Annotated in this window: 23 protein-coding genes; 18 read left to right on the top strand and 5 right to left on the bottom strand. The window is 73.2% G+C overall.

Annotated elements, in window-relative coordinates:
- The first annotated feature begins 90 nt into the window (after window positions 1–90).
- The 7 genes from ABD54_RS10125 (at window position 91) to ABD54_RS10095 (ending at window position 6205) form a co-directional block, all read left to right on the top strand.
- A complete protein-coding gene (locus ABD54_RS10125) occupies window positions 91–777 on the top strand; it encodes a thioredoxin domain-containing protein (RefSeq protein WP_047869190.1) in 687 nt (228 codons plus the stop codon).
- Complete coding sequence (locus ABD54_RS10120; RefSeq protein ID WP_047869189.1) at window positions 774–1418, top strand: vitamin K epoxide reductase family protein; 645 nt, start codon at window positions 774–776, stop codon at window positions 1416–1418. The genes ABD54_RS10125 and ABD54_RS10120 overlap by 4 nt, the downstream gene beginning before the upstream one ends.
- Window positions 1419–1516: 98 nt before the next feature.
- Window positions 1517–2647: an NAD(P)-dependent oxidoreductase gene (locus ABD54_RS10115; protein WP_047869188.1), complete on the top strand. Its 1131-nt coding sequence runs from the start codon at window positions 1517–1519 to the stop codon at window positions 2645–2647.
- Between the two features lie 18 nt (window positions 2648–2665).
- A complete protein-coding gene (locus tag ABD54_RS10110; RefSeq protein WP_047869187.1) occupies window positions 2666–3436 on the top strand; it encodes a glycosyltransferase family 2 protein in 771 nt (256 codons plus the stop codon).
- Complete coding sequence (locus tag ABD54_RS10105; protein ID WP_047869186.1) at window positions 3433–4101, top strand: DUF2064 domain-containing protein; 669 nt, start codon at window positions 3433–3435, stop codon at window positions 4099–4101. Before ABD54_RS10110 ends, ABD54_RS10105 begins: the two co-directional genes overlap by 4 nt.
- Entirely contained in the window at window positions 4098–4811 is a 714-nt protein-coding gene (locus ABD54_RS10100; protein WP_235432023.1) for a bifunctional 2-polyprenyl-6-hydroxyphenol methylase/3-demethylubiquinol 3-O-methyltransferase UbiG, read from the top strand. Before ABD54_RS10105 ends, ABD54_RS10100 begins: the two co-directional genes overlap by 4 nt.
- Window positions 4808–6205 (top strand): hypothetical protein, encoded by a 1398-nt coding sequence (locus tag ABD54_RS10095; protein ID WP_047869194.1) that lies wholly within the window; start codon window positions 4808–4810, stop codon window positions 6203–6205. The genes ABD54_RS10100 and ABD54_RS10095 overlap by 4 nt, the downstream gene beginning before the upstream one ends.
- A gap of 104 nt (window positions 6206–6309) precedes the next feature.
- Here the strand turns inward: ABD54_RS10095 and ABD54_RS10090 are convergent, their stop codons facing one another.
- The 3 genes from ABD54_RS10090 to ABD54_RS10080 form a co-directional block, all read right to left on the bottom strand.
- Entirely contained in the window at window positions 6310–7914 is a 1605-nt protein-coding gene (locus ABD54_RS10090) for an alpha/beta hydrolase (RefSeq protein WP_235432022.1), read from the bottom strand.
- A 345-nt stretch (window positions 7915–8259) separates the two neighbouring features.
- Window positions 8260–8892, bottom strand: a complete 633-nt coding sequence (locus tag ABD54_RS10085) for a DUF2461 domain-containing protein (protein ID WP_047869183.1) — start codon at window positions 8890–8892, stop codon at window positions 8260–8262.
- A 195-nt stretch (window positions 8893–9087) separates the two neighbouring features.
- The gene (locus tag ABD54_RS10080; RefSeq protein ID WP_047869182.1) at window positions 9088–10278 is read right to left on the bottom strand and encodes an MFS transporter; all 1191 of its coding nucleotides are present in this window, start codon (window positions 10276–10278) and stop codon (window positions 9088–9090) included.
- Window positions 10279–10343: 65 nt separating this feature from the next.
- On the opposite strand from ABD54_RS10080, the gene ABD54_RS10075 reads away from it, so the two are divergent.
- From ABD54_RS10075 to ABD54_RS10035, 9 genes are all read left to right on the top strand, one after another.
- Window positions 10344–10937 (top strand): TetR/AcrR family transcriptional regulator, encoded by a 594-nt coding sequence (locus ABD54_RS10075; protein ID WP_047869181.1) that lies wholly within the window; start codon window positions 10344–10346, stop codon window positions 10935–10937.
- 197 nt (window positions 10938–11134) lie between these two features.
- On the top strand, window positions 11135–11368 hold the full coding sequence (locus tag ABD54_RS10070) for a hypothetical protein (RefSeq protein ID WP_047869180.1): 234 nt from the start codon (window positions 11135–11137) through the stop codon (window positions 11366–11368).
- 330 nt (window positions 11369–11698) lie between these two features.
- Window positions 11699–14539: a DUF4040 family protein gene (locus ABD54_RS10065; protein ID WP_047869179.1), complete on the top strand. Its 2841-nt coding sequence runs from the start codon at window positions 11699–11701 to the stop codon at window positions 14537–14539.
- Window positions 14536–14844, top strand: coding sequence for a sodium:proton antiporter (locus tag ABD54_RS10060; RefSeq protein WP_047869178.1), 309 nt, complete (start codon window positions 14536–14538; stop codon window positions 14842–14844). Before ABD54_RS10065 ends, ABD54_RS10060 begins: the two co-directional genes overlap by 4 nt.
- Window positions 14841–16358, top strand: coding sequence for a monovalent cation/H+ antiporter subunit D family protein (locus tag ABD54_RS10055; protein WP_047869177.1), 1518 nt, complete (start codon window positions 14841–14843; stop codon window positions 16356–16358). The genes ABD54_RS10060 and ABD54_RS10055 overlap by 4 nt, the downstream gene beginning before the upstream one ends.
- On the top strand, window positions 16355–16732 hold the full coding sequence (locus tag ABD54_RS10050) for a Na+/H+ antiporter subunit E (RefSeq protein WP_047869176.1): 378 nt from the start codon (window positions 16355–16357) through the stop codon (window positions 16730–16732). The genes ABD54_RS10055 and ABD54_RS10050 overlap by 4 nt, the downstream gene beginning before the upstream one ends.
- The gene (locus ABD54_RS10045; protein ID WP_047869175.1) at window positions 16729–16986 is read left to right on the top strand and encodes a monovalent cation/H+ antiporter complex subunit F; all 258 of its coding nucleotides are present in this window, start codon (window positions 16729–16731) and stop codon (window positions 16984–16986) included. Before ABD54_RS10050 ends, ABD54_RS10045 begins: the two co-directional genes overlap by 4 nt.
- Entirely contained in the window at window positions 16983–17333 is a 351-nt protein-coding gene (locus tag ABD54_RS10040; protein ID WP_047869174.1) for a monovalent cation/H(+) antiporter subunit G, read from the top strand. Before ABD54_RS10045 ends, ABD54_RS10040 begins: the two co-directional genes overlap by 4 nt.
- 57 nt (window positions 17334–17390) lie before the next feature.
- Window positions 17391–18134 carry a GIDE domain-containing protein gene (locus ABD54_RS10035; protein WP_047869193.1) on the top strand — a complete coding sequence of 248 codons (744 nt, stop codon included), beginning with the start codon at window positions 17391–17393 and terminating at the stop codon, window positions 18132–18134.
- A gap of 193 nt (window positions 18135–18327) precedes the next feature.
- Here ABD54_RS10035 and ABD54_RS10030 read toward each other — a convergent pair whose 3' ends face one another.
- Window positions 18328–18711: a helix-turn-helix domain-containing protein gene (locus tag ABD54_RS10030; protein ID WP_013152803.1), complete on the bottom strand. Its 384-nt coding sequence runs from the start codon at window positions 18709–18711 to the stop codon at window positions 18328–18330.
- 83 nt (window positions 18712–18794) lie between these two features.
- Between ABD54_RS10030 and ABD54_RS10025 the strand changes: the two genes are divergently transcribed.
- Both ABD54_RS10025 and ABD54_RS10020 read left to right on the top strand, forming a co-directional pair.
- The gene (locus ABD54_RS10025) at window positions 18795–19205 is read left to right on the top strand and encodes a RidA family protein (RefSeq protein WP_047869173.1); all 411 of its coding nucleotides are present in this window, start codon (window positions 18795–18797) and stop codon (window positions 19203–19205) included.
- Window positions 19206–19546: 341 nt separating this feature from the next.
- Window positions 19547–20410 (top strand): SigB/SigF/SigG family RNA polymerase sigma factor, encoded by an 864-nt coding sequence (locus tag ABD54_RS10020; protein WP_047869172.1) that lies wholly within the window; start codon window positions 19547–19549, stop codon window positions 20408–20410.
- A 261-nt stretch (window positions 20411–20671) separates the two neighbouring features.
- On the opposite strand, the gene ABD54_RS10015 is transcribed toward ABD54_RS10020, so the two are convergent.
- On the bottom strand, window positions 20672–21778 hold the full coding sequence (locus ABD54_RS10015) for a serine hydrolase (RefSeq protein WP_047869171.1): 1107 nt from the start codon (window positions 21776–21778) through the stop codon (window positions 20672–20674).
- Window positions 21779–22154: the final 376 nt, after the last annotated feature.

The following is a 22154-nucleotide window of genomic DNA, read 5'->3' as shown; positions in this document are numbered from 1 at the left end:
CGAGGGGGCCCAGCCGCGCCCCGCGCGGCCCCTCCCCGTGACCGTTTCCCCGGGCGCGCTCCGCCGCGCCCCGCACCCCAGGACACCCACATGAGCAAGAACCTCGGCATCACCCTCGGACTGATCATGGTCGCCGTCATCGGACTGGGCCTCCTCGTCGCCCTCGACGACCGGGGCGGTACCGCCGCTCCCGCGGCCACGGACGGCTCCGCCGACCCGCAGGCCGCATCCACCGCACCGGCCGGACTCCTGGTCCGCGAGGACAGCCGCCACCTCGACCGGGTGGAGGAGGCGCCGGTGACGGTCGTGGAGTTCCTCGACTTCGAGTGCGAGGCCTGCCGCGCCCAGTTCCCCGTCATGGAACGGATCCGCGAGGACTACGACGGGCGGATCAACACGGTCATCCGCTACTTCCCCATGCCCGGCCACACCAACGCCGAGCCCGCCGCCGCGGCCGTGGAGGCCGCCGCCCAGCAGGGCGCGCTGGAACAGATGTACGTCCGGATGTACGAGACCCAGGCCGAGTGGGGCGAGTCCCAGGACTCCAGGGCCGAGGTGTTCGTCGGCTTCGCCGAGGACCTGGGCCTGGACACGGAGGAGTTCGTCCGGGCCATGGAGGACCCCGCCACGCTGGAGCGCGTGCGGTCCGACTTCCGGGACGGCGTGGCCCTGGGCGTGCGGGGCACCCCGACCATCTTCGTCAACGGCCGCCCCACCCCCAGCATGCCCGGCTACGAGACGCTCTCGGCGATGATCGACCGGGAGCTGGAGGGATGAACACTCCTACCGCGCCCCGCCGCGCCGCGGCGTCCCCGCCCGGTGCCGCGACACCCGTCATCAGCCGGGCCCTGCCCTGGCTGCTCACCCTGGGCGGCGGCGTCGGGCTGCTCGCGGCCCTGGCCCTGCTGGTGGAGAAGGTCCGGGTGCTGGCCGACCCCGGGCACGTGCCCGCCTGCAGCCTCAACCCGGTGCTCTCCTGCGGCACCGTCATGGCCACCCCGCAGGCCGAGGTCTTCGGAGTGCCCAACCCGGTCATCGGCGTGGTCTGCTTCGCGGCGGTCACCACCGCGGGCGCGGCGCTGGCCGCCGGGGCGCGCCTGGACCGCTGGTTCTGGCTCGGACTCCAGGCGGGCGTGGTGTTCGGCGCCGTCTTCGTGCACTGGCTGATCTTCCAGAGCCTGTACCGCATCGGCGCGCTGTGCCCGTACTGCGTGGTCGTGTGGGCGGTGACGATTCCCCTCTTCTGGTACGTCACCCTGCACAACGTGCGCTCCGCGCACCTGCCCGCGCCGGGATGGGCCGCCGGGCCCCTGGACCTGCTGGCCCGCAACCACACCGTCGTGCTCACCCTGTGGGCGCTGGCGGTCGTCGGCGCCGTCGGCCAGGCGTTCTGGACCTACTGGTCCACGCTGCTGTGAGCCCTCCCCCCGGCGGGCCGCCGCGCACGTCGGCGAATCGGCGTCGGCGTGCGTGGCGGTACCCGTGACGGAGCGTGCGCGAAACGTAGGTTGGGTCCATGCGCGTACTGGTCACGGGTGGTGCCGGGTTCATCGGATCGAGGGTCGCGGAGGAGCTCCGCCTGGCCGGGCACGAGGCGGTCACCCTCGACGCCTACCTGCCCCAGGCCCACACCGGGGGGGACACCAAGCACAGAACCGTCGACGTCGTGGGCGACGTCCGGGACGGCGACATCGTCGAGCGCGCCCTGCGGGGCGTGGACGCGGTCTGCCACCAGGCGGCGATGGTGGGGCTGGGCTCCGCGGACTTCCTGGACGCCCCCGACTACGTCCGCTGCAACGACCTGGGCACGGCGGTCCTGCTGGCCGCCATGGCCCGGACCGGCGTCCGCGACATCGTCATGGCCGGTTCGATGGTCGTCTACGGGGAGGGGCGGTACACGTGCCCCGAGCACGGCGACGTCCGCCCCGGCCCGAGGTCGGAGGCGGACCTGCGGGCGGGGGTGTTCGACCCGCCGTGCCCCCGGTGCGGGGCGCCCCTCCTACCCGGCCTGGTGGGGGAGGACGCGCCGAGCGACCCGCGCAACGTCTACGCCACCACGAAGCTGGCGCAGGAGCACCTGTGCGCGTCGTGGGCCCGGTCCGTCGGCGGACGCGCGGTGTCGCTGCGCTACCACAACGTGTACGGGCCGGGGATGCCGCGCGACACCCCGTACGCGGGCGTGGCCTCCTTCTTCCGCTCGGCGCTGGCCCGGGGCGAGGCGCCGCGCGTGTTCGAGGACGGCCGCCAGCGGCGCGACTTCGTACACGTGGGCGACGTGGCGAGGGCCAACGTGGCGGCACTGGAGGCGGTCGCGGGCAGGACCCCGGGGGAGCTGTCAGCCTTCAACACCGGCAGCGGGACCCCGCACACCATCGGTCAGATGGCCCGGGCGCTCGCGGACGCGTACGGCGGCCCCGAGCCCGTGGTCACCGGCGAGTACCGGCTCGGCGACGTCCGGCACATCACCGCCTCCTCCGACCGGCTGAGGCGGGAGCTGTCCTGGCGGCCCGGGGTCGGCTTCGCCGAGGGGATGGCCGAGTTCGCCCGCGCCGAACTGCGCGGTTCGACCGGTTCGACCGGTTCGGCGGCGTCGGGGGCCGAGGCGTCCGCGTGTCGCGACCGCCTTTCCCGTCCTGTGTCCACCTGACTTCGTAGCGTAATCAGGGTGAGCAGAGAACCACACGAGTACGGCCAGGACGAACCGGCGCAGGCGTCGCCCGACACGGCGGGCGGCGACCCGCCTCCACCGGTCGACGTGGTGCTGCCCTGTCTGGACGAGGCGTCCGCCCTGCCCTGGGTGATGGAACGCGTCCCACCGGGGTGGCGGGCGATCGTCGTGGACAACGGGTCCACGGACGGCTCGGCGGACGTCGCCGCGCGGTTGGGGGCCCTGGTCGTCTCCGAACCGCGCAGGGGTTTCGGCGCCGCTTGCCACGCGGGCCTGTCCGCCGCGACCGCCGAGTTCGTCTGCTTCTGCGACTGCGACGCCTCCCTGGACCCCGCCCTGCTCCCGCGGATGGTGGAACGGGTGCGGGTCGGCGGCGCGGACCTGGTCCTCGGCAGGCGGCGCCCCGTCCGCCGGGGGGTCTGGCCGCCGCACGCCAGGGTCGGCAACGCCGTCGTCGCGCGGATGCTGCGTTCGCGGACCGGCGTGCGGGTGCGCGACATCGGGCCGATGCGCGCCGCCCGCAGGGCGGACCTGCTCAAGCTGGGGATGACCGACCGGCGTTCGGGCTACCCCCTGGAGACGGTCGTGCGCGCCGCCGACGCCGGGTGGCGGGTCGACGAGGTGGACGTCCCCTACCTGCCCAGGTCGGGGGCCTCCAAAGTGACGGGGACGTGGCGCGGCACGTGGACCGCCGTGCGCGACATGACGGCGGTGCTGCGCGAGCCGCGGGGCCCGGAGGGCGTGCGCGCGAGGGGAGGGCGGCCATGACCCGTGACGGCGGGCCCGGCCTTCCGGCTGGGGAGGCCACCCTGATGGTGATCGCCAAGGAACCCGTTCCCGGACGGGTCAAGACACGGCTGACCCCCGAGTACTCGCCGCGGGAGGCAGCCGCGCTCGCCGAGGCCGCCCTGGCCGACACCCTGCACACGGTGCGTTCGCTCCCCGCCCGCAGGAGGCTCCTGGTGCTGGAGGGGCGGCCCGGGCCCTGGCTCCCGCCGGGGTTCGAGGTGGTCCCGCAGTCGGGCGGCGGGCTCGACGAACGGCTCGCGCACGCGTTCGCCCGGTGCTCGGGCCCCTCCCTGCTGATCGGCATGGACACCCCCCAGGTGAACGGGGAACTCCTGGGGCCCGCCCTGGCCCCGGACGCCTGGGAGCGCGCCGACGCGTGGTTCGGCCCGAGCGAGGACGGGGGCTTCTGGGCGCTCGGCCTGGCCGCTCCCGACCCCCGTCTGCTGCGGGGAGTGCCGATGTCCACGGAGCGCACCGGGCGCCTCCAGCGCGCCCGGCTGGTCGGGGCCGGGCTGCGTGTGGGCGACCTGGACGTGCTCACGGACGTGGACACGCCCCGCGACGCCGCGCTGGTCGCCTCGCTCGTCCCCGGCAGCCGCTTCGGCGGGGCGGTCCGGCTCGCCGGAGCGGGGTGTCGGCGGTGAGCGCCACCGAGACCGGGATCGGCACGAGACCGGCCCCGTGGCTGTGCGACCCCTACTCGCGGGCGCTCGCCGACGGCCGCGGCCCCCTCTTCCTGCGACGGCCCGACGGGTGGATGCTGCGCCTGGACGTCGAACGCTGGTGCGGGGGGACCGACGCCGCGGACGAGAGCGTGCTGGAGCGCTGCGAGGGCGACACTCTGGACGCCGGGTGCGGGCCCGGGCGCATGGTGGTCGCGCTCGCCGCCCTGGGCCGCCGGGCGCTTGGCGTGGACATGAACCCCGTGGCGGTGTCGCGCGCGGTCGAGGCGGGCGGCCGGGCGGTGTGCGCCTCGGTGTTCGACCCCCTGCCCGGCGAGGGCGCCTGGCGCACCGCGCTGCTGGTCGACGGCAACATCGGCATCGGCGGAGCTCCCGGGGCCCTGCTCGCCCGCATGCGGCAGATCGTGCTGCCCGGCGGCCTGCTCATCGTCGAGACCGCCGCCCACGAGGTCCACGAGTGCGTGACGGTGCAGGTCACCGACGGCCGGGGGGAACCGGGATCCCCGTTCCCGTGGGCGCGGATCGGCCCCCGCGCCCTGCGGCGGTGCGCGCGGGAGAGCGGATGGGAGTGGTCGCAGGCCTGGCAGGTGCGCGGGCGCCGGTTCGCGGCGCTGCGAGCGCCTCGGGGCAACCCGGCGCCGGCGCCCGCCCGTCCCGCGGTGAGCGCGTGACGCGGCCCGGACTCCACCAGCGCGACGTCCGGGGCGCGGTCGGCGCGGCCCGGACGGGAGCGCGCGCCGACCTGGCCGTGGCGGCCCTGGCCGCGCTCCTCTTCACGGCTGCCGCCGTCATCGGCACCCGGATCGAGCGGGCCCACGGCGTCCTGCACGTGGACTGGCCGCCGCTGTACGCGTCCTGGTTCCCCCACACGGGGCCCGGTACGGTCCCCGCCCTGGCCTTGGCCGCGGTGGTGGCGGCCTGCGGGCCCGCGGCGGCGCGCGCCCTGCCGTGGCGCGCCCTGGTGTGGGTCGTCTGGGCCGCGTCCGCGCTCTGGACCACCGCGCTCGCGCTGGTCGACGGGTGGCGGCGCGGGATCGTCGGCCGCATGCTGTCGCCCCACGAGTACCTGACCTCGGTCGGCCGCTTCGAGGACGTGGGCGCGGCGCTGAGCACGTTCACCCGGCACATCCTCATCGGGCAGCCCGACAACTGGCCCACGCATGTGGCCGGACACCCCCCGGGCGCCGTCCTGACCTTCGTCGCGCTGGACCGGATCGGCCTGGGCGGCGGGGCGTGGGCCGGGCTGTGGTGCGTCGTGGTCGGCGGTTCGGCCGCCGCCGCGGTCCTGGTCGCGATGCGCGCGCTCGGCGCGGAGCCGACGGCGCGCAGGGCGGCCCCGTTCCTCGTGCTGCTGCCCGCCGCCGTGTGGATGGGCACGTCGGCGGACGGGTACTTCGCGGCGGTCACCGCGTGGGGCCTGGCCCTGCTCGCCGTGGCCGCGGCCCCCGACGCGCGTGCGCCGCGCACCACCGCGCTGGCGGCCGGTCTGCTCCTGGGATGGTCGGTGTACCTGTCCTACGGGCTCGTCCTCATCGGGTTCCCGGCCGTGGCGGTGCTCCTGTGCGCGCGGACCGCGCGTCCCCTGCCCTACGCGCTGCTGGGCGCCCTGGCCGTCGCCGCGGCCTTCACCGCGGCCGGTTTCCGTTGGTGGGAGGGCTACCAGCTTCTCGTGGAGCGCTACTACCAGGGGTTCGCTTCGGTCCGGCCCTACGGCTACTGGGTCTGGGCGAACCCGGCCGTCGCGTGCCTGACGGCCGGAGCCGCGACGGCGGCGGGCCTGCGCCGGGCCCTGGCGCGCCTGCCCGGGGCGGTGCGCGGCCTGCGCCGGGCGCCGTCCCGGGACGAGGCCACGACGGCACTGCTGGTGGCCGCAGCCCTGTGCGCGGTCGTGGCCGCCACCCTGTCGGGGATGAGCAAGGGCGAGACCGAACGCATCTGGCTGCCGTTCGTGCTGTGGCTCGTCCCGGCCGCCGCCCTCCTGCCTGACCGCCACCACAGGGCCTGGCTGGCCGTCCAGGCGGCCACGGCACTCCTGGTCAACCACCTGCTGCTCACCGGTTGGTGAACCCCAGTGCTCCCCGGAACCCGTGCCCGAGGCCCCCTCGATCGCGGCGCGGACGCGGGGGAGCGCCGGGGGCGGGACGACACCGTTCGTCCCGCCCCCGTGGTTCAGCCGCGCAGTTGGTCGAGGGTCTCGGTCCGCGACCTCTGGGCCTCCTCGTCCAGCCCCAGGCCGGAGGAACCGGACGCCCCGCAGGAGACGTCCCGCTCCGGGAACTCGCCGTCGACCAGGTAGCTCGTGGCCACGTCCCAGGCGCAGGGGTTGTCGCCGTAGACGTAGGCGCCGTGACCGCTGTCGTCGACGCTCACCAGGCGGGAGCGCTGGCCGAACTCCTCGTCCAGCAGCACGCCGCCCAGGTGCGGAGTGGCCGGGTCGCGCAGGTTCTGCACGATGAGGACGTTGCCCGGACCCTCACCGGTGATCTCCACGGCGGGCTCGGACGGGGTGTCGTTCCAGTACGCGCAGGGCATGACGTTGGCGCTGGCCGCGCCGTACATCGGGTACCTCTCCCGGTCCTGTGCCACGCCCTCCCGGTAGGCGGCGAGGTCCTCGGGCCACTCGACGTCGTTGCAGGTCGTAGCCAGGAACACCGACCACGCGTTGTCGGAGGGCCACAGCTCTCCCGTCGCCGCCCCGGCGCCGCCGAGCCCGCTCTCCTCCATGTGCCGCCGCACCGCCTCCTCGTCCGCGAGGCGCACCGACTGCCACAGCTGCGCGGTCCGCCCGTAGCTGCGCTCGTTGTAGAGCCCCACGAACACGGACAGCCGGAAGACGTGGCCGTTGGCACCGGCCACCGGACCCTCCTCGTCGAGCCGCTCGGCGGTCTCGAAGTAGGTCTCCCGGACCTGTTCGGGAGAGTCGCCCAGGCCGTAGCTGCCGTGGCGCTCCGCCGCCCAAGCGGCGAAGTCGGGGAAGGTCTCCTCGAAGCCCAGGCCGAACCTGCGCATGCCGTCGTAGTCGAGGAAGGTGTCTCCGATGTTGCTGTCGAGCACGATCCGGTCGGTGCTCTCGGGGAACATCGAGGCGTAGGCCGCGCCCAGCGCCGACCCGTAGGACAGCCCGAAGTAGCTGGCCTCCTCCTCGCCGAGTGCGGCCCGGATCCGGTCTAGGTCGCGGGCCGTGTTCGCCGTCGAGATGTGGCGCATCAGCCCGTTCTCGTCGCTCCGCGCGCACTGGTCGGCGACCGCCTCGGCGACAGCGGCCTGTTCGGTGACCGCCGCCTCGTCGACGGCGTAGGGCGGGATGTTGCCGAAGTACTCCTGATCGGTGGTGAAGCCGCAGCTCACCGCCGAGGAGTGCCCGACCCCGCGGGTGTCCATGCCGATCAGGTCGTAGCTGTTCAGGACGCTGGCGGGCATGCCGAGGGAGGCCAGGTCCGAGGGCATCGACAGCCCGGACCCGCCCGGGCCGCCGGGGTTGAGCAGCAGCACGCCGCGCCTCTGGTCCGGGTCCGTGCTGGCCAGCCGCGACACCATGATCTCGATCCGGTCGCCGTCGGGGTCGTCGTAGTCCACGGGCACCGGCACGGTGGCGCACTCCAGCGGGTGCGTTCCGGCCGGGACGTCCTCGGGGCAGGCACCCCACGCCAGATCCGTCGTCGGCGCCCCGCCCCGCTCGTCGGCCGCGGCCGGTGCGGCCGCGACCAGTGAACCGGCCAGGCATACCGCCACCAACGGGGGCAGGCCTCGGCCCGCGCTCCGCCTTCGTCCCATGTCTCCAGCCTCCTGGATGTCGATTTCACCGGCGCTCCGGCGGGCACGGCGGCCCGCCGACTGTCGTGGGAGGGCCGTGACCGCCGTCGCCGGAGGCACGCGCCCAGCGTGCTGTGACTCCGCCGATTCCACCAGTGACACCGTGTCATGTGATGACGGTGAGAACCTCACGGGAAAACCGTGACAGGCACACATCGTTCGCGGGGGGTGCCGTTCCGCGACGTAGGTCCGGAGCGGGTACCGGCGGTCGGCGGGACGCGGAACCCGCTGACCGGGTTCCGCGTGCGCTACGGGAGTCCGCGTTCAGCGCGAATCCACGTCCGATGGGGGCCGCGCCCGGCGGGCTCAGCCGGTGACGTGCCGGTCGAGCCAGTCCGTGAGGGGACCTGTGGCCCGCCAGTCCGCGCGCACGGTGTCCAGGAGCTCCGCGGACAGCGGCACCTCCGACCGCTCCAGGTTGTGCTCGGCTCCCAGGGAGCGGTGGCGCAGCAGGTGCATCCGCGGGTGGTCGCCGCGGTACCCGCGGGGGTGGGTCCTGAGGGTGTCGCCGACGATGTCGAAGCCCCGGTCCGTCAGCTCGTCGACGATCCGCGCCAGCCGCGGGCCCTGGCGCTCGTCGTCGACGCCGTCGCGGTAGCGCTCCACCTGCGCGCCCGACGCCGCGTGGTAGCCCGCGCCCACCGAGAGCCCCTCCAGGCCGAGCTGGAGGTGGTAGCCGACCGGTCCCCGGGACCGGCCGACCAGGCCCACGTGGGTCTTGTACGGGCTCTTGTCGTGGGAGAAGCGCACGTCGCGGTTGGGGCGTCCCGCCTCGATGGGGCCGAACTCCTCCTCCAGGGCCTCTGCCGGGGCGCGAGCGGGCTCGCGCACGGCGCGCACGTACACCCCGTGGCGGCCGTGGAAGTAGTCCTTGGAGTTGTCCCGGGCCAGGCCGTCGAAGAACGCGAAGGTCTCCCCGGTGAAGCCGGTGAAGTCCATCCCTCTCCTCGTGCTGTGGTGGACGCGCGCCCGCCGTCCTACCTCGGCGGCGCCTCCCCGAACCCGTCCGCCGCCCGTCCGGTCGCGTGCGGTGGCTCCTCCGGGCGGGCCGACGAATCCCGTAACGGACAGCCCGTAGGCGTCGGTCAGGCGGTGAGTCAGACCCGTCGGAGAAGCCACTGCACGTCCTCACAGTCAGGCCTCGGCCCTGGCGGGGGCGCGGCGGATCAGCGCGCTGAGCCCGAGACCGAACCCGGCGGCCGCAGCGGCGGCGGCCGGGACCAGGCCGGGGCTCGTGGCGACCGCCGCGCCGCCGAGCACTCCGCCCAGGGCCGCCCCGACGTACACCGAACCGCTGTGCACCGCCATGGCCTGCGAGGCGGCGCGTGTACCCGCCCGGTCGAGCATGAGCGCCTGCAGGCTCGGCGGCACCGCCCACGCGGCGGCTGACCAGACCATGAGCAGGGGCACCACCGCCCACACGGGCACCGGGGCCGCCAGCCACAGCAGGGCCATGGCGGACATGGTCAGGCAGAAGAGCACGACGGCGCACAGGAAGGCGCGGAAGGGCCCGAGGCGGTCCACCAGGCGGCCCGACGCCTGCGTGCCGAGCAGACCACCGACGCCGGAGCACACCAGCAGCACCGCCAGCAGAGCGGGGGTGACGCCGGAGAGCCCGGAGAGGACGACCGCGATGTAGGTCTGGAAGGCGAGGTTTCCGGCCACGGTCAGGACGGTGATCGCCAGGACGACGGCCACGGTCCGGTTGACCAGCGGGCGGACGAGGTCCGCCAGGGCTTGGGGTTCCTGGTCGGTACCGTCCGCCCCGGCGGGCAGGGCGCGGGCGGCGAGGGCGAGGGAGGCCAGCCCCAGGAGCCCGCCGAACACGAAGGTCGCCTGCCAGCCCAGCAGGGCGCCGATCCACGTCCCGAGGGGGACGCCGACCAGGATGGCGCCGGTCAGGCCCGTCATGACGGTGGCCAGGTAGCGGCCCCTGTGCTCGGGCGGGGCCTGTGTGCTCGCGATCGCCAGGGAGGCGGGCAGGACCACCGCCGCCGCCAGCGCCGCCACGACCCGCAGGGCCACGAGCGGGAGGTAGCCGTCGACGAGCGGGACGACCATGTTGGCGGCCGTGAACACGGCCAGGGCCCAGAACAGGACCCGTCTGCGGGAGATCCGGGCGAACAGGACCGCCCACAGGGGCGCGGTGAGCGCGTAGACGAGGGAGTAGACGGTGACGAGCTGTCCGGCCGCGGCCTCCGACACGTCCACGTCGGAGGCGATCGAGGGGAGCACGCCGATGATGATGAAGTCGTCCGTCTGGACCGCGAAGGCGGCCAGCGCCGGGGCGAGGAGCCACAGGGGAGGCCGTTGGAGACCGCTCATAGAATAAAGGTAACAAGTGTTTCCCTTATCCGTGTGCCAAAGTGGCCTTCCGGAGGTGGAGCGCCATGCCACGGATCGCGGACCCGCGCCGTCGCCGGGACGTCGTCGACGCTGTGATCGGCCAGCTCTCCCGCACGGGCATCGGTAACTTCTCGCTGCGGGCCCTGGCCGAGGGGCTCGGGCAGAGCACCCGTGTGCTCACCCACCACTTCGCGGACAAGGACGCCCTCGTCGCCGCCGTGCTGGAACGGCTGGACGAACAGCAGCACGAGGCCCTGCGCGCCACCCCGGGCTGGGAGGACGCCTCCGTGCCGGTCGGCGCCATCGTCCGCTCCACGTGGGAGCGCAACCTCGGCTCCGGTGAGGTGGCCACGACCCGCCTGATCCGCGAGATCGAGGGCCTGGCCGCCAGCGGCAGGCTTCCGTGCCCGGTGCCGGGCTTCGCCCGCAGGCGCGCGGAGTTCGTCGCGGCGTGCCTGGCCGCGCGCGGCCAGGACCCCAAGGCGGCCCTCGTGCACGCCACCGTGCTCAACGCCGCCTTCGCCGGTCTGGAGACCGACTTCCTCATGACCGGTGACCGGGAGCGGACCGAGGCCGCCCTGGAGGGCCTGTGCGCCTGGATCGACTCCCGCGTGGCCGCGGCGCGGTCCGGCGGGTGAGGCGGAAGGCCCGGCGGGCCGCCGGGTACACGGCACGCGCCCTCCCGGGGCTCCCGGAGGGCCGGGAGGTCGAAACCAGAACATACCGAGACCCTGTTCACATTCGATCCGGGGCATCCCCGTCTGGCCTGCGTGAAGTAGCAACTGGTACCGTGGCAGTCGCTGTGATCGAACAAGACGTGAGGGGAGGTGCCGTGATGTACCGGACATCGGCCACGGTGCCCCCGCCGCGCCGTCACACGCCCGTCCTCCTCCAAGGCGCGCGCTTGCGCGTCCTGGACGTCCGCGCACGCGTCGGCCGTTCGCGCTTCGCCGAACGGCACAAGCTGCCCGTGCGCAATCCCCGCCCGCTGGGCACCAACGGCTACTCCACCTCGTGGGGTACCAACGCCCACGGCGAACTCAGCTCCTGCCCGCCCGGACGCAGCTGATCCTCCCGCCTCGTTCGAGGCGTCTTCTCTTCTCCGCATGACGGCCGCCCCGTGTCCGCGCGCCGTCGGACACCGGCCTGCCCGAGGCACCGGTGTCTGACGTCATCGCCCGCGGTCCTCTTCGGGTACCGGTCTGCCCGAGGCACCGGTGTCCGACGTCATCGCCCGCGGTCCTCTTCGGGTTCCGTCCTGCGCGAGGCACCTTTCGCGTGCCCTCTTCCACCTTCGTTCGCTGAACGCCGACCGTGCCGCGCCCCCGTGCGCCACGGCCGTCCCCGGCGTATGCCCGCATGCCCGGGGACCGGCGCGCAACCGTGAAAGGACAGCGGCGTGCTGCTGCTCCTCCTTGCCGTGCTCACCGTCACCACCCTGCTCGTCCCGCTGCTGGAACGCCCGCTGGGCCGCGCCGCTGGGTGGCCCATCGCCCTGGTACTGGCCCTGGCGGCCCTGTGGGTCGGCGCCCAGGGGCCCTCCCTGTGGAACCACGACCGGGTACCGGAGGCGTCCCTGCCCTGGATGCCCGCCCTCGGCGCGGGGCTGCACCTGCGCATGGACGGCCTGGCCTGGCTGTTCTGCGTGCTCGTACTCGGCGTGGGCGCCCTGGTCACGGCCTACTCAACCCGCTACTTCCCGCCCGGGCGCAGGACCGGCTTCTACGTCCTGATGAGCGCCTTCGCCCTGTCGATGACCGGTCTGGTCCTGGCCGACGACGTGGTCCTGCTCTTCGTCTTCTGGGAGCTGACCACGATCTGCTCCTTCTACCTGATCGGCCTGTCCGGCCCGGGCGCCTCACGACCGGCCGTGCGCACGTTCCTGCTCACCGCCATGGGCGGCCTGGCACTGCTGACCGCGGTGGTGCTGCTGTGGGTGCGCACCGGCACCACCCGCCTCAGCGCGATCCTGGGCGACCCGTCCTGGACCCAGGACACCGCCTTCACCGGCACCGTGGCGGTGCTCGTAGTCGTCGCGGTGTTCACCAAGTCGGCCCAGTTCCCCTTCCACTACTGGCTGCCCGACGCCATGGCCGCGAGCACCCCGGTGAGCGCCTACCTGCACGCGGCGGCGATGGTCAAGGCCGGCGTCTACCTGGCGATGCGCTTCTCCCCGGCCTTCGCCGACACACCGCTGTGGGGCGCCACCCTGATCGTCGTCGGTCTGGCCACCGCCGTGATCGGCGCCGTGCTGGCCCTGCGGCGGCACGACCTGAAGGAACTCACCGCCTACTCCACGGTCAGCCAACTCGGCTTCCTCATCGCCGTCATCGGTGTGGGGACCCCGCAGGCCCTCGTCGCCGCCGCCGTGCACACCGCGGCCCACGCCCTGTTCAAGTCGGCGCTGTTCATGTCGGTGGGCGTGATCGACCACCAGACCGGAACCCGGGACCTGCGCGAACTCGGCGGCCTGCGCCGGACGATGCCCGTCACCGCGGCGGTGAGCGCGCTCGCCGCCCTGTCCATGGCCGGGGTCCCCCCTCTCCTGGGATTCGTCAGCAAGGAGAACCTCTTCGAGGCGCTTCTGCAGGCGCCGGGGCCCGCCTGGGCCGGTCCGGCCGCCGGGACCGTCGCGGTCGCCGCGGCTTCGTTGACCTTCGCCTACGCCTTCCGGTTCGTGTACCTGGCCTTCGGCGGGAGCGGCAGGGGCCGTCCCGACCGGGAACCGCCCCGGGAGGCGGGCGCGCTCCTGTTGGCCGCCCCCGTGGTCGCCGCGGCGGCGGGCCTGGTCCTGGGATTGGGGGTGACAGCGCTCAACCCGGCCGTCTCCCGGGCGGCCGGCGACGCGGTCCTCGCCCCCGCGGACTCCCACCTGGCGCTGTGGCACGGGCTCAATCCCGCCCTGGGGATGTCGGCCGCCGCACTGCTCCTGGGCGCACTCCTGACCCGGGCCTCCCGCTCCGGGGAGAGGCTCGCCGGGCACCGCCTCCCCTCCGTCCGGGGCACAGGCGTCTTCGAGCGCGTGCACGCGGCGGTCATAGCCCTGGGAAAGCGCGTGGGCGACCCCACCCGCACCGACGCGCCCACCCGCCACCTGGCCGTGCCGTTCGTCCTGCTCATCGTGCTCGCCGCCGTGGTCTCCTCCCTCGGGCTGGACTACGGGGTCGCGTCCGCTCCCACCTCACGCGCGCCGGACTGGCTCCTGGTGGCGCTGGTGGCGGTCGCGGTGCTCACCTCGGTGGTGACCCGCTCGCGGATGGCCGCCCTGGCCCTGGTCGGGGTCGCCGGGTTCGCCACCGCGCTGTGGTTCGTCTTCCTGGGCGCCGTCGACGTGGCGCTGACCCAGTTGCTGGTGGAGACCCTGACGGTGGTCGTGGCGGTCCTGGTGCTGCGCCGACTCCCCCGCGAGTTCCACCGGGTCCGCCGTTCGCGCACCGCCCTCACCGCGGCGATCGCCCTGGCCGCGGGAACCGTGGCGGGGTTGGGCGCCTACCTGCTCACCGGCCGCAGGGAGCTCTCCGGGGTCAGCGGCTACCTGCTCTCCAACGCGCCCGAGGACACCGGCGGCACCAACGTGGTCAACACGATCCTGGTCGACTACCGGGCCCTGGACACGCTGGGCGAACTCACCGTCCTGGGCGTGGCCGGTCTGATCATCATCGCCGTCCTGCGGTCGTCCGGTCTCGTCGCGAACGGGGAGGTCCCCGCCCGGGTGGCCGGGACCAACCCGGTCTGGAACGCCGACGACAACACCGTCATCATGCGCACCGTGGCGCGCTGGCTGATCCCACTGCTGGTGCTGTGGTCGCTCTACCTCCTGCTGCGGGGCCACAACGCCCCGGGCGGCGGCTTCATCGCCGGACTGGTCGGCGGTTCGGCCTTCGCCCTGGCCTACCTGACCGCGCCCAGCGCCTCGGCGGCCCGCATCCGCCTGGCCTACCCGGCCTTCATCGCCGCGGGCGTCCTCACCGCCGCGTCCACCGGGCTGCTCGGCTACGCCGACGGGTCCTTCCTGCGGCCCCTGCACGCCGAGATCCCCCTGCCCTGGGGCGGTTACTACCACTTCACCAGTGCGCTCGTCTTCGACGTGGGCGTCTACCTGGCCGTGGTCGGCGTGCTGCTGACCGCGCTCAACCAGTTGGGCCTGCCCAGTAGCGGCCGTGGGAGCCCCCCGGGGCCCGACGCGCACCGCGCACCCGACCCCGTCCAGCACGGTCCGGCCACCGGAGGTACCCGATGACCCTGGCCATCACGATCGGCGTCCTGACCGCCGGAGCCGTCTACCTGATCCTGCAACGCGGCATGGTCCGCGTCGTCCTGGGCTTCGTCCTGCTCAGCCACGGGGTCAACCTCCTGCTGTTGTCGGCGGGCGGAGCCTCCCGCCGGGGCGAACCCCTGCTGGGACGGGACAGCGGCGCCGCCATGGCCGACCCCCTGCCCCAGGCGTTCGTGCTCACGGCGATCGTCATCGCCTTCTCCATCACCATCTACATGCTCGCCCTCGCCGCGACCGGTGGGAGCGACGACACCGAGGACGCCTCATGAACCCCGTTCTCCTGCCCGTGCTGGTCGCGGTCCCCCTCCTGGGCGCCGCGCTGCTCATCCTGCCCCTCGCGCGTGCGGCGGCCCGCGCCCTGTTCCTGGGGGCCAGCGCCTTCGCCCTCGCCGCCGGTGTCGTCCTGCTCTGGGCTACCCGGGAGGGACAGGTGCACGCCCACCAGGTGGGCCTGTGGCCCGCCGGGGTGGCCATCCCCTTCGCCGCCGACACCTTCAGCGCGCTGATGGTCACCACCACCGCCCTGTTGGTGCTGGTGTGCTCGGCCTTCGCCGTGGCGACCGGCGAGGCCGACCGGCGCTTCTTCCCGTCCCTGGTCCTGGTGCTGTCCGCCGGGGTGTACGGGGCCCTCCTCACGGGCGACCTGTTCAACCTCTTCGTGTTCGTCGAGGTGATGCTGCTGCCCTCCTACGGGCTGATGGCCATCGCCGGGACCCTGCGCGGCCTGCGGGGCGGACGGACCTACGTCGCGGTCAACCTGTTGACCTCGACCGTGTTCCTGGCCGGTGTCGCCCTGGTCTACGGCACCGCCGGAACCGTGCAGCTCGGCGAACTCGCGGGCGCCGCCCAGGGGTCGCCCGTGGTCGCGGTCGCCATGGGCGTGGTGCTGCTGGCCATGTCGGTCAAGGCCGCCGTCGTGCCGGTGCACGGATGGTTGGCGCGCACCTACACCGCGCCCTCCCCGGCGGTGACCGCCCTGTTCTCCGGCCTGCACACCAAGGTCGCCGTCTACGCGATCTACCGCCTCTACGCGGTGGTCTTCGGCGGGGAGTCCTCGCTGCTGTGGGTGGGCCTGGTGCTGTTCGGCGCGACCATGCTGGTCGGGGTCCTGGGCGCGGTGGGGGAGAACACCACCCGCTCGATCCTGGTCTTCCACATGGTCAGCCAGATCGGCTACATCCTCCTCGGCGTGGCCCTGTTCACCGAACTGGGGCTGATGGCGGGCATCTTCTACCTCGTCCACCACATGGTGGTCAAGGCGTCCCTGTTCCTGTCCACCGGCGCGATCGAGCACGTCCACGGCACCGGCGTACTGGACCGGCTGGGAGGCGTGGCCCGCCGGGAACCGCTGCTGGCCCTGGCCTTCCTGGGCGCGGCCCTGTCCCTGGCCGGACTGCCCCCCTTCTCCGGGTTCGTCGCCAAACTCACCCTGGTCGCCGCCGCCTTCGCCGACGGCCAGTGGGTGGTCGCCTCCCTCGCCGTCGCCGTCAGCCTCATCACCCTGATGTCGATGCTCAAGATCTGGGGCTCGGTGTTCTGGGGCCCCGACCCGGACTCCGGCCCCGAGCCGGGGGGCGGAGGGTCCGCCGACAGGGCGGTGACGGCCACCGCGGCCCCGGCCGCCACGAGGATGCGCGCGGGCCTGGTGCTGCCCGCGGTGGCGCTGACCGGCGTCACCCTGTGCGTCGGTCTGGGCGCCCAGGTCCTGCTCGACCTGAGCGCCCGGGCCGCGGCCCACCTGCTGGACACCTCCACCTACGTCGAGGCGGTGACGAACCGATGACCCCTCTCCTGCGCCGGGCCCTGCGGATCGCGTGGTTCCCGTTCTTCTACGGCTCCCGGGTGGTGGCCTCCACGCTCCGGGTCGCCTGGGACATCGTCACCCCCGGCAGTGCGTCCGTGCCCGCCCTGATCGAGGTCCCGTTGCGCTGCCGTACCGACCTGGAGATCACGGCCGTCGCCAACATGGTCTCCCTGACCCCCGGAACGGTGACCGTGGCCACCCGCACCGACCCGCCCACCCTGTGGGTGCACGGCATGTACACCGCTGACGAGTCGGCCTTCCTCGACGACATCCACCAGATGGAGGACTACCTGTTGGGCCTGACACGCGCCGGACGGACGAAGCCCGCGCGCCGGGGGGAGGGGGCCCGATGAACCCCGTCGACATCGCGCTGCTGCTGCTCGGCGCCTCCATGGCGGTCGCCGCCTACCGGATCCTCAAGGGCCCCGACCGGGCGGACAGGGCCGCCGGGGCCGACGTGGTCCTCTTCGGCTTCGTCGGCCTCGTGGTCGTCCTCGGCCTTCGCGTCGACTCCGACCTGGTGGTCGACATCGTGCTCGTGTGCGCCCTCGTGGGGTTCCTCTCCGCCCTGTCCCTGGCCCGACTGATCTCCGGAGGCAAACGATGACCCCGTTCGAGACGCTCGCCGCGGCCTGCGCGATCGCAGGCGCGTCCGTCTTCGCGGTGGGAGCCCTCGGCCTCGTGCGCCTGCGCGACTTCTACGCCCGTCTGCACGGGGTGTCGGTCTCTGCCGGTCTGGGGACGGCCCTGCTCCTGCTCGGCCTGCTGCTGTGGTTCCCCTCGGTGGAGAACGCGCTCAAGATCGGCCTGGCGCTGCTCGTGCAACTGGCCACCGCCGCGGTGGGCGGCAACGCCCTGGCCCGCGCGGGATACCTGGCGGGAACACCCCTTTCCGCCGCCACCCGGCACGACGCGCTCGCCGACACGGGCCCCGACCGTTCGGAGGAGGGCTGAGCCCGCGTCGTGCCGGTGGCCCGCCGCCACGTCCACCGGCACGAGGAGGTGGCGACCATGGATGACATGTTCGTCGGCGGATCGCGGACCGCGTTCCAGCTCCTGGCCCTGCTGGCCACCGTGCTCAGCGCACTCCTGCTCTCCCGGGAGCTGCGCACGCGCGCACGGTCCGACAGGATGCGCGGTTCCCGGACGCCTCCGCTGCGCGACCTGCCCCGCTCCGGCACGCCGGTCCTGGTCGACGGAAACGCCGTGCCGGGGCCCTCGGGGCCGCTGGTCGCCCCATACTCCGGGACCAGGTGCGTGTGGTACCGGACCGAGGTGTGGGACCACCGCCCCGCACAGGACTCCCACCACGAACGCCTCCGCGTGACCCTGCTCCACGAGGAGCAGAGCGAGGCGCCCTTCCGGCTCCAGGACAGGACGGGGAGCGCGTGGTGCCACCCCCGCGGGGCCGTCACGGACAAGGTCGACCTCACCCACGAATCCTTCGTGGTGGACCCCCTGGCGGAGGGCGCTTTCGGCAGGGCGGAGGCGAGGCGGGAGCTGCGGCCCGAGCACGCGCATTCGAGCTCCGGCCGCTCCTACCGTGAATGGACCGTCGCGCCCGGGACCCGTCTGCTGGTCAACGGAACCGCCTACGAGTGGAACGGGGAGACACTCGTCGCGAGCTCCTGTGACGGGTACCTGCTGCTCTCCACGCGCACCGCCCCGCAGTTGTACGACGCCCACCTGACGAGGCAGGTCCTCGCCGGAGCCGCCCTCCTCGGGTCGCTCGCGGTCACCCTGTGGCTCTCGTGACGGTCCACGCCGGGTTCTCGGAGGCGGTCGGCCAGCCCCCGCGCGCGGAGGCGCCGCCGACCGCCGTCCGGACCCGCGCGGAGGCGCCCGGCGCTGTCGAGCCGTCGGAACACGTACTTTCGCACCCGGCACTTCCGAAGTGGACACCCCAGCCCGACACAGGGCCTGAACAGGGCCGCGGCCGCCGCGGGTGTCAGCCGCCGTCCTGTTCGAGGTCGAAGCGCTCGCGTGCCCGCTCGATCTCGGGCGTGTGCGCCGAGATCCAGTCGAGCAGCACGTCCACCGGGTGCCGGAGGGTCTTGCCCAGCGGGGTGATCCGGTACTCGACGGCGACCGGCCGCGAGCCGACCACCGCGCGGTGCACGATGCCGTTGCGTTCGAGGCGGCGCAGGGTCGCGGTGAGCGACTTCTGGGTCACCGAGGGGATCGCGCGGCGCAGTTCGTTGAAGCGCGAGGGGCGCTCGCAGAGCACGTTGAGCACCTCCATGGACCACTTGTCCAGGATCTGGTTGAGGAGCTCGCGGTGCGGCGCGGTGATCCCGATGTCGTCGTGGGCTGCCTGCCCGGTATCCGTCATGACACCTGGTTTCGTTGAAGTTTCTTCTTGATACCAGGTATCAACATTAGACCAAGTAGGTACCAGTAGCGAGGACACAGGAAATGGCCGTTCAGCGTTTCACCCCCGAGGGCATGATGCAGCCCACCCCGTACCACCACGTCGCCGTCGGAACCGGTACCCGCCACGTGCACGTCAGCGGACAGGTCGCCCGCCGCGCCGACGCGACCCCGGTGGCCCCGGGCGACCTCGCCGGACAGGTGGCCCAGGTGCTGCGCAACACCGCGGCGGGCCTGGCCGGGGCGGGGGCGACGTTCCACGACGTCCTGCGGCTGACCTTCTACGTCACGGCGTGGGAGCCCGGCAAGATCGACGCCTTCATGGCGGGTGTCGCCGAGGCGGCCGAGGAGGTCGGCCTCCCGACGCCGCTGCCGCCCTCGTCGCTCATCGGCGTGGACTACCTCTTCGAACCCGACGTGCTCGTCGAGGTCGAGGCGACGGCCCTCCTCGACTGACGGCGGTCCACCGGCCGCGGCGGGCGGAGGACGTGGCGCCCCCGCGTGTCGGGTGGGCGGGGAACGACCGCCGGTTCGCGGGCTCGGGGGCGTCGCCCACGGGTGCGGCGGCCCCGCGTACGGCCTGTTTCAGGTGCTCTGACGTGTATATTTGTCGTGCGACAACAAAAGTTCGGTCCCACAGCTATTGAAGCGGTTTCTGTGGGAACGGTAGTGGTCGCACCGGTGCCGCCCGCCGGGCCGCAGCACCCGAACTGCGGTCGCCGACGGGGCGGCGCACCGGTGTCTGCCGAGGCAGATCAGTCAGGAGCACACAGGACCAGAGCACCGGGGGTTTCCTCTTGTCCACCACGCTGAACCAGGACACCGTGTCGCAGAGCGACACCGAGCACACGACCCTCACCTCCAGGAGGCGCACGTCCTCCCGGGGAAAGGAAATCCCGGTCGAGGAACTCCTCGCCCAACTCCAGGGCCTGGACGGCGACGACCCGCGCGCGGTCAGACTGCGCGAGCAGGTCGTGGTCCGCTACCAGCCGCTGGTCAACAAGCTCGCCCGCCGCTACAACGGCCGAGGCGAACCGCTGGAGGACCTCAAGCAGACCGCCATGGTCGGCCTGGTCAAGGCCATCCACGGCTACCGGCCCGACCGCGGCAAACCCTTCATCTCCTACCTCATGCCCACGGTCACCGGTGAGATCAAGCGGCACTTCCGCGACCACACCTGGGCGATCCGCGTCCCCAGGCGCCACCAGGAGAACCGGATCAAGCTGCGCCAGGTGCTCAACACCTTCCAGCAGACCCACGCGCGCGTCCCCACCAACGCCGAGATCGCCAAGGAGCTGGGGCTTGACGAGGAGGAGGTCGTCGAACTCGTCCAGGCCTCGGAGTCCTACCGCTCCCTCTCGCTGGACGCCCCCGACTCCTCCGACTCCGACGGCCAGGAGGGCTCCCGTCTGGAGGACCACCTGGGCAGCGAGGACGAGGGCCTGGAGCGGGTCGTGCAGCGCGAGTCGCTCAAGCCCGTCCTGGCCCGCCTGCCCGAGCGCGAGCGCGAGATCCTCAATCTGCGCTTCTTCGGCGACCACACCCAGACCGAGATCGCCGACCGAATGGGCTACTCCCAGATGCACGTCTCCCGGCTGCTGAAGAACACCCTGCAGCAGTTGCGCGAGGACGTGGGCGAGCGCGGACCCGCCCGGGGCTGAGGACCCCGAACGCTTTCCGGAGGGCGCCACGGGGGCCGCCCTCCGGAAAGCGGGTCGTCCAGCCCCTGCCCGGCCCCGCGGCCGGTGCGGCGGCACCGGGAAGCCCGTGAGGCATCCGAGTGCTCCGCGCGGGCACGGCGCCGTCGGCCGCTCCGCCGACGGCTCGGGTTGCGTGGCCGTCCGGACGGAACAGGAGTCCGCCCTCAGCGGTCGCGGCTCCGAGGTGCTCAGACCGTCGGCTGCGCCGCCCCGGCGTCCTGCTCACCGCTGGCCCTCCGCCGCCGAGCGCCCGCCGCCGAACACCTCCTCGACGAGCCGCCGCGTCGTCTCCTGGAACGTCTGCGCCAGGGACAGCCCGGCGTCGTCCACGTAGGTCAGTGAGGCGGTCAGGGTCCTGCCGCCGTCGGCCGTGGCGTACATCAGCGCCGCCGAGCCCGCGATGCCGCCGTTGTGGTGGAAGAGGGTCCGGCCGTCGACCTCCTGGACGAACACCCCCAGGCCGTAGCCGACCTTCTCCTCCGGCGTGCGCATCTGCTCCAGCAGCTCGGTCGGCAGGAGCCTGCCGCCCATCAGCGCGGAGAAGTACGTGTTCAGGTCCCGGGTGGTCGAGATCATGTCACCGCCGCTGGAGATCCAGGAGGGGTTCTGCCGGGTGACGTCGACCGTCCTCTCCCGGCCCTCCTCCTCGTACCGGTAGTAGGCGTGGGCGTGCGGCTCGGGCACCTCCGTCCGGGTGGTCGGCACCACGGTGCCCGTCAGCCCGAGCGGGCCCAGGATCAGCCGCCGCGTCTCCTCGGCGAGCGAGCGGCCGGTGACCCGCTCGACCAGCAGCCGGGCCAGCACGTAGTTGGTGTTGGCGTAGCTCCAGTCCGTCCCCGGCTCGAACCGGTACGGCTTGGACAGCGCCAGCCGCACCAGCTCCTCCGGCGGGTAGGTACGGAACCGGTCCTCCACCCACTCCCGGCCCGACCAGGTGATCCCCGGCGCGAACGTCCCGTCCTCGTATACCTCGCCGGTGTGGTTGAACACCCCGCTGGTGTGCTGGAGCAGCATCCGCACCGTGATCCGCCGGTCCAGCCCGAACCCGGGCAGGTGGTCGGCCACCCGGTCCTCCAGTCCGATACCGCCCTCGGCCACCAGCATGAGCACCGTGGTCGCGACGAAGTTCTTGGTGGCGCTGCCGATCCGGAAGTGCCCGTCGGTCGGCGGCGGCTCCGGCTCGCCCAGCCTGCGCGCCCCGGCGCTGCCGACCCACTCGCCGCGCTCGTCGCGTACGCGCAGCTGCATTCCGACGAAGCCGGAGTCGACGATCTCCTGCATGGTCCTGTGCAGTTCCGGGCGGTCCTGCTCGGCGGGTGTGAGGGACATGGTGGTGTGCTCCTTCGAAGCGGTGACGCGGTGGGAGTGGGGGGAGGGGCCGCAGCGGTAGGCGGCGTCGCGGATGCCGGGTTCCGTGGCGCCGTTGCCCCTGAAAGCGGTTCGGTGCTTTTCCCTCCGGTGCGCCGTTGGCGCTGCCCGGTGTTTCTGGCAGTGGAAAAGCTACGTTGCGTTTGCAATTTTTGCAACGGAAGCTTCGCGGGGTAAACTCATTTTCGCAGGTGAATGCAGGTAAATCATTGCAATGGCTCTGAATTTAACGCAACAGAACTCGCCTCGGGAGTTGCAATGAATGGAAAGCGAACGCTACGGACGCCCCCGGTGATCACGCGCGAGCCGGTGCGCGACGGGGGGCGGTCAGAAGCCG

Origin of the sequence: Nocardiopsis sp. RV163, from assembly GCF_001029525.1 — a bacterium.
Taxonomy (GTDB): domain Bacteria; phylum Actinomycetota; class Actinomycetes; order Streptosporangiales; family Streptosporangiaceae; genus Nocardiopsis; species Nocardiopsis dassonvillei.
The sequence above is the reverse complement of the archived record's forward strand: the minus strand, read 5'-3'. Positions and strand labels throughout refer to the sequence as shown.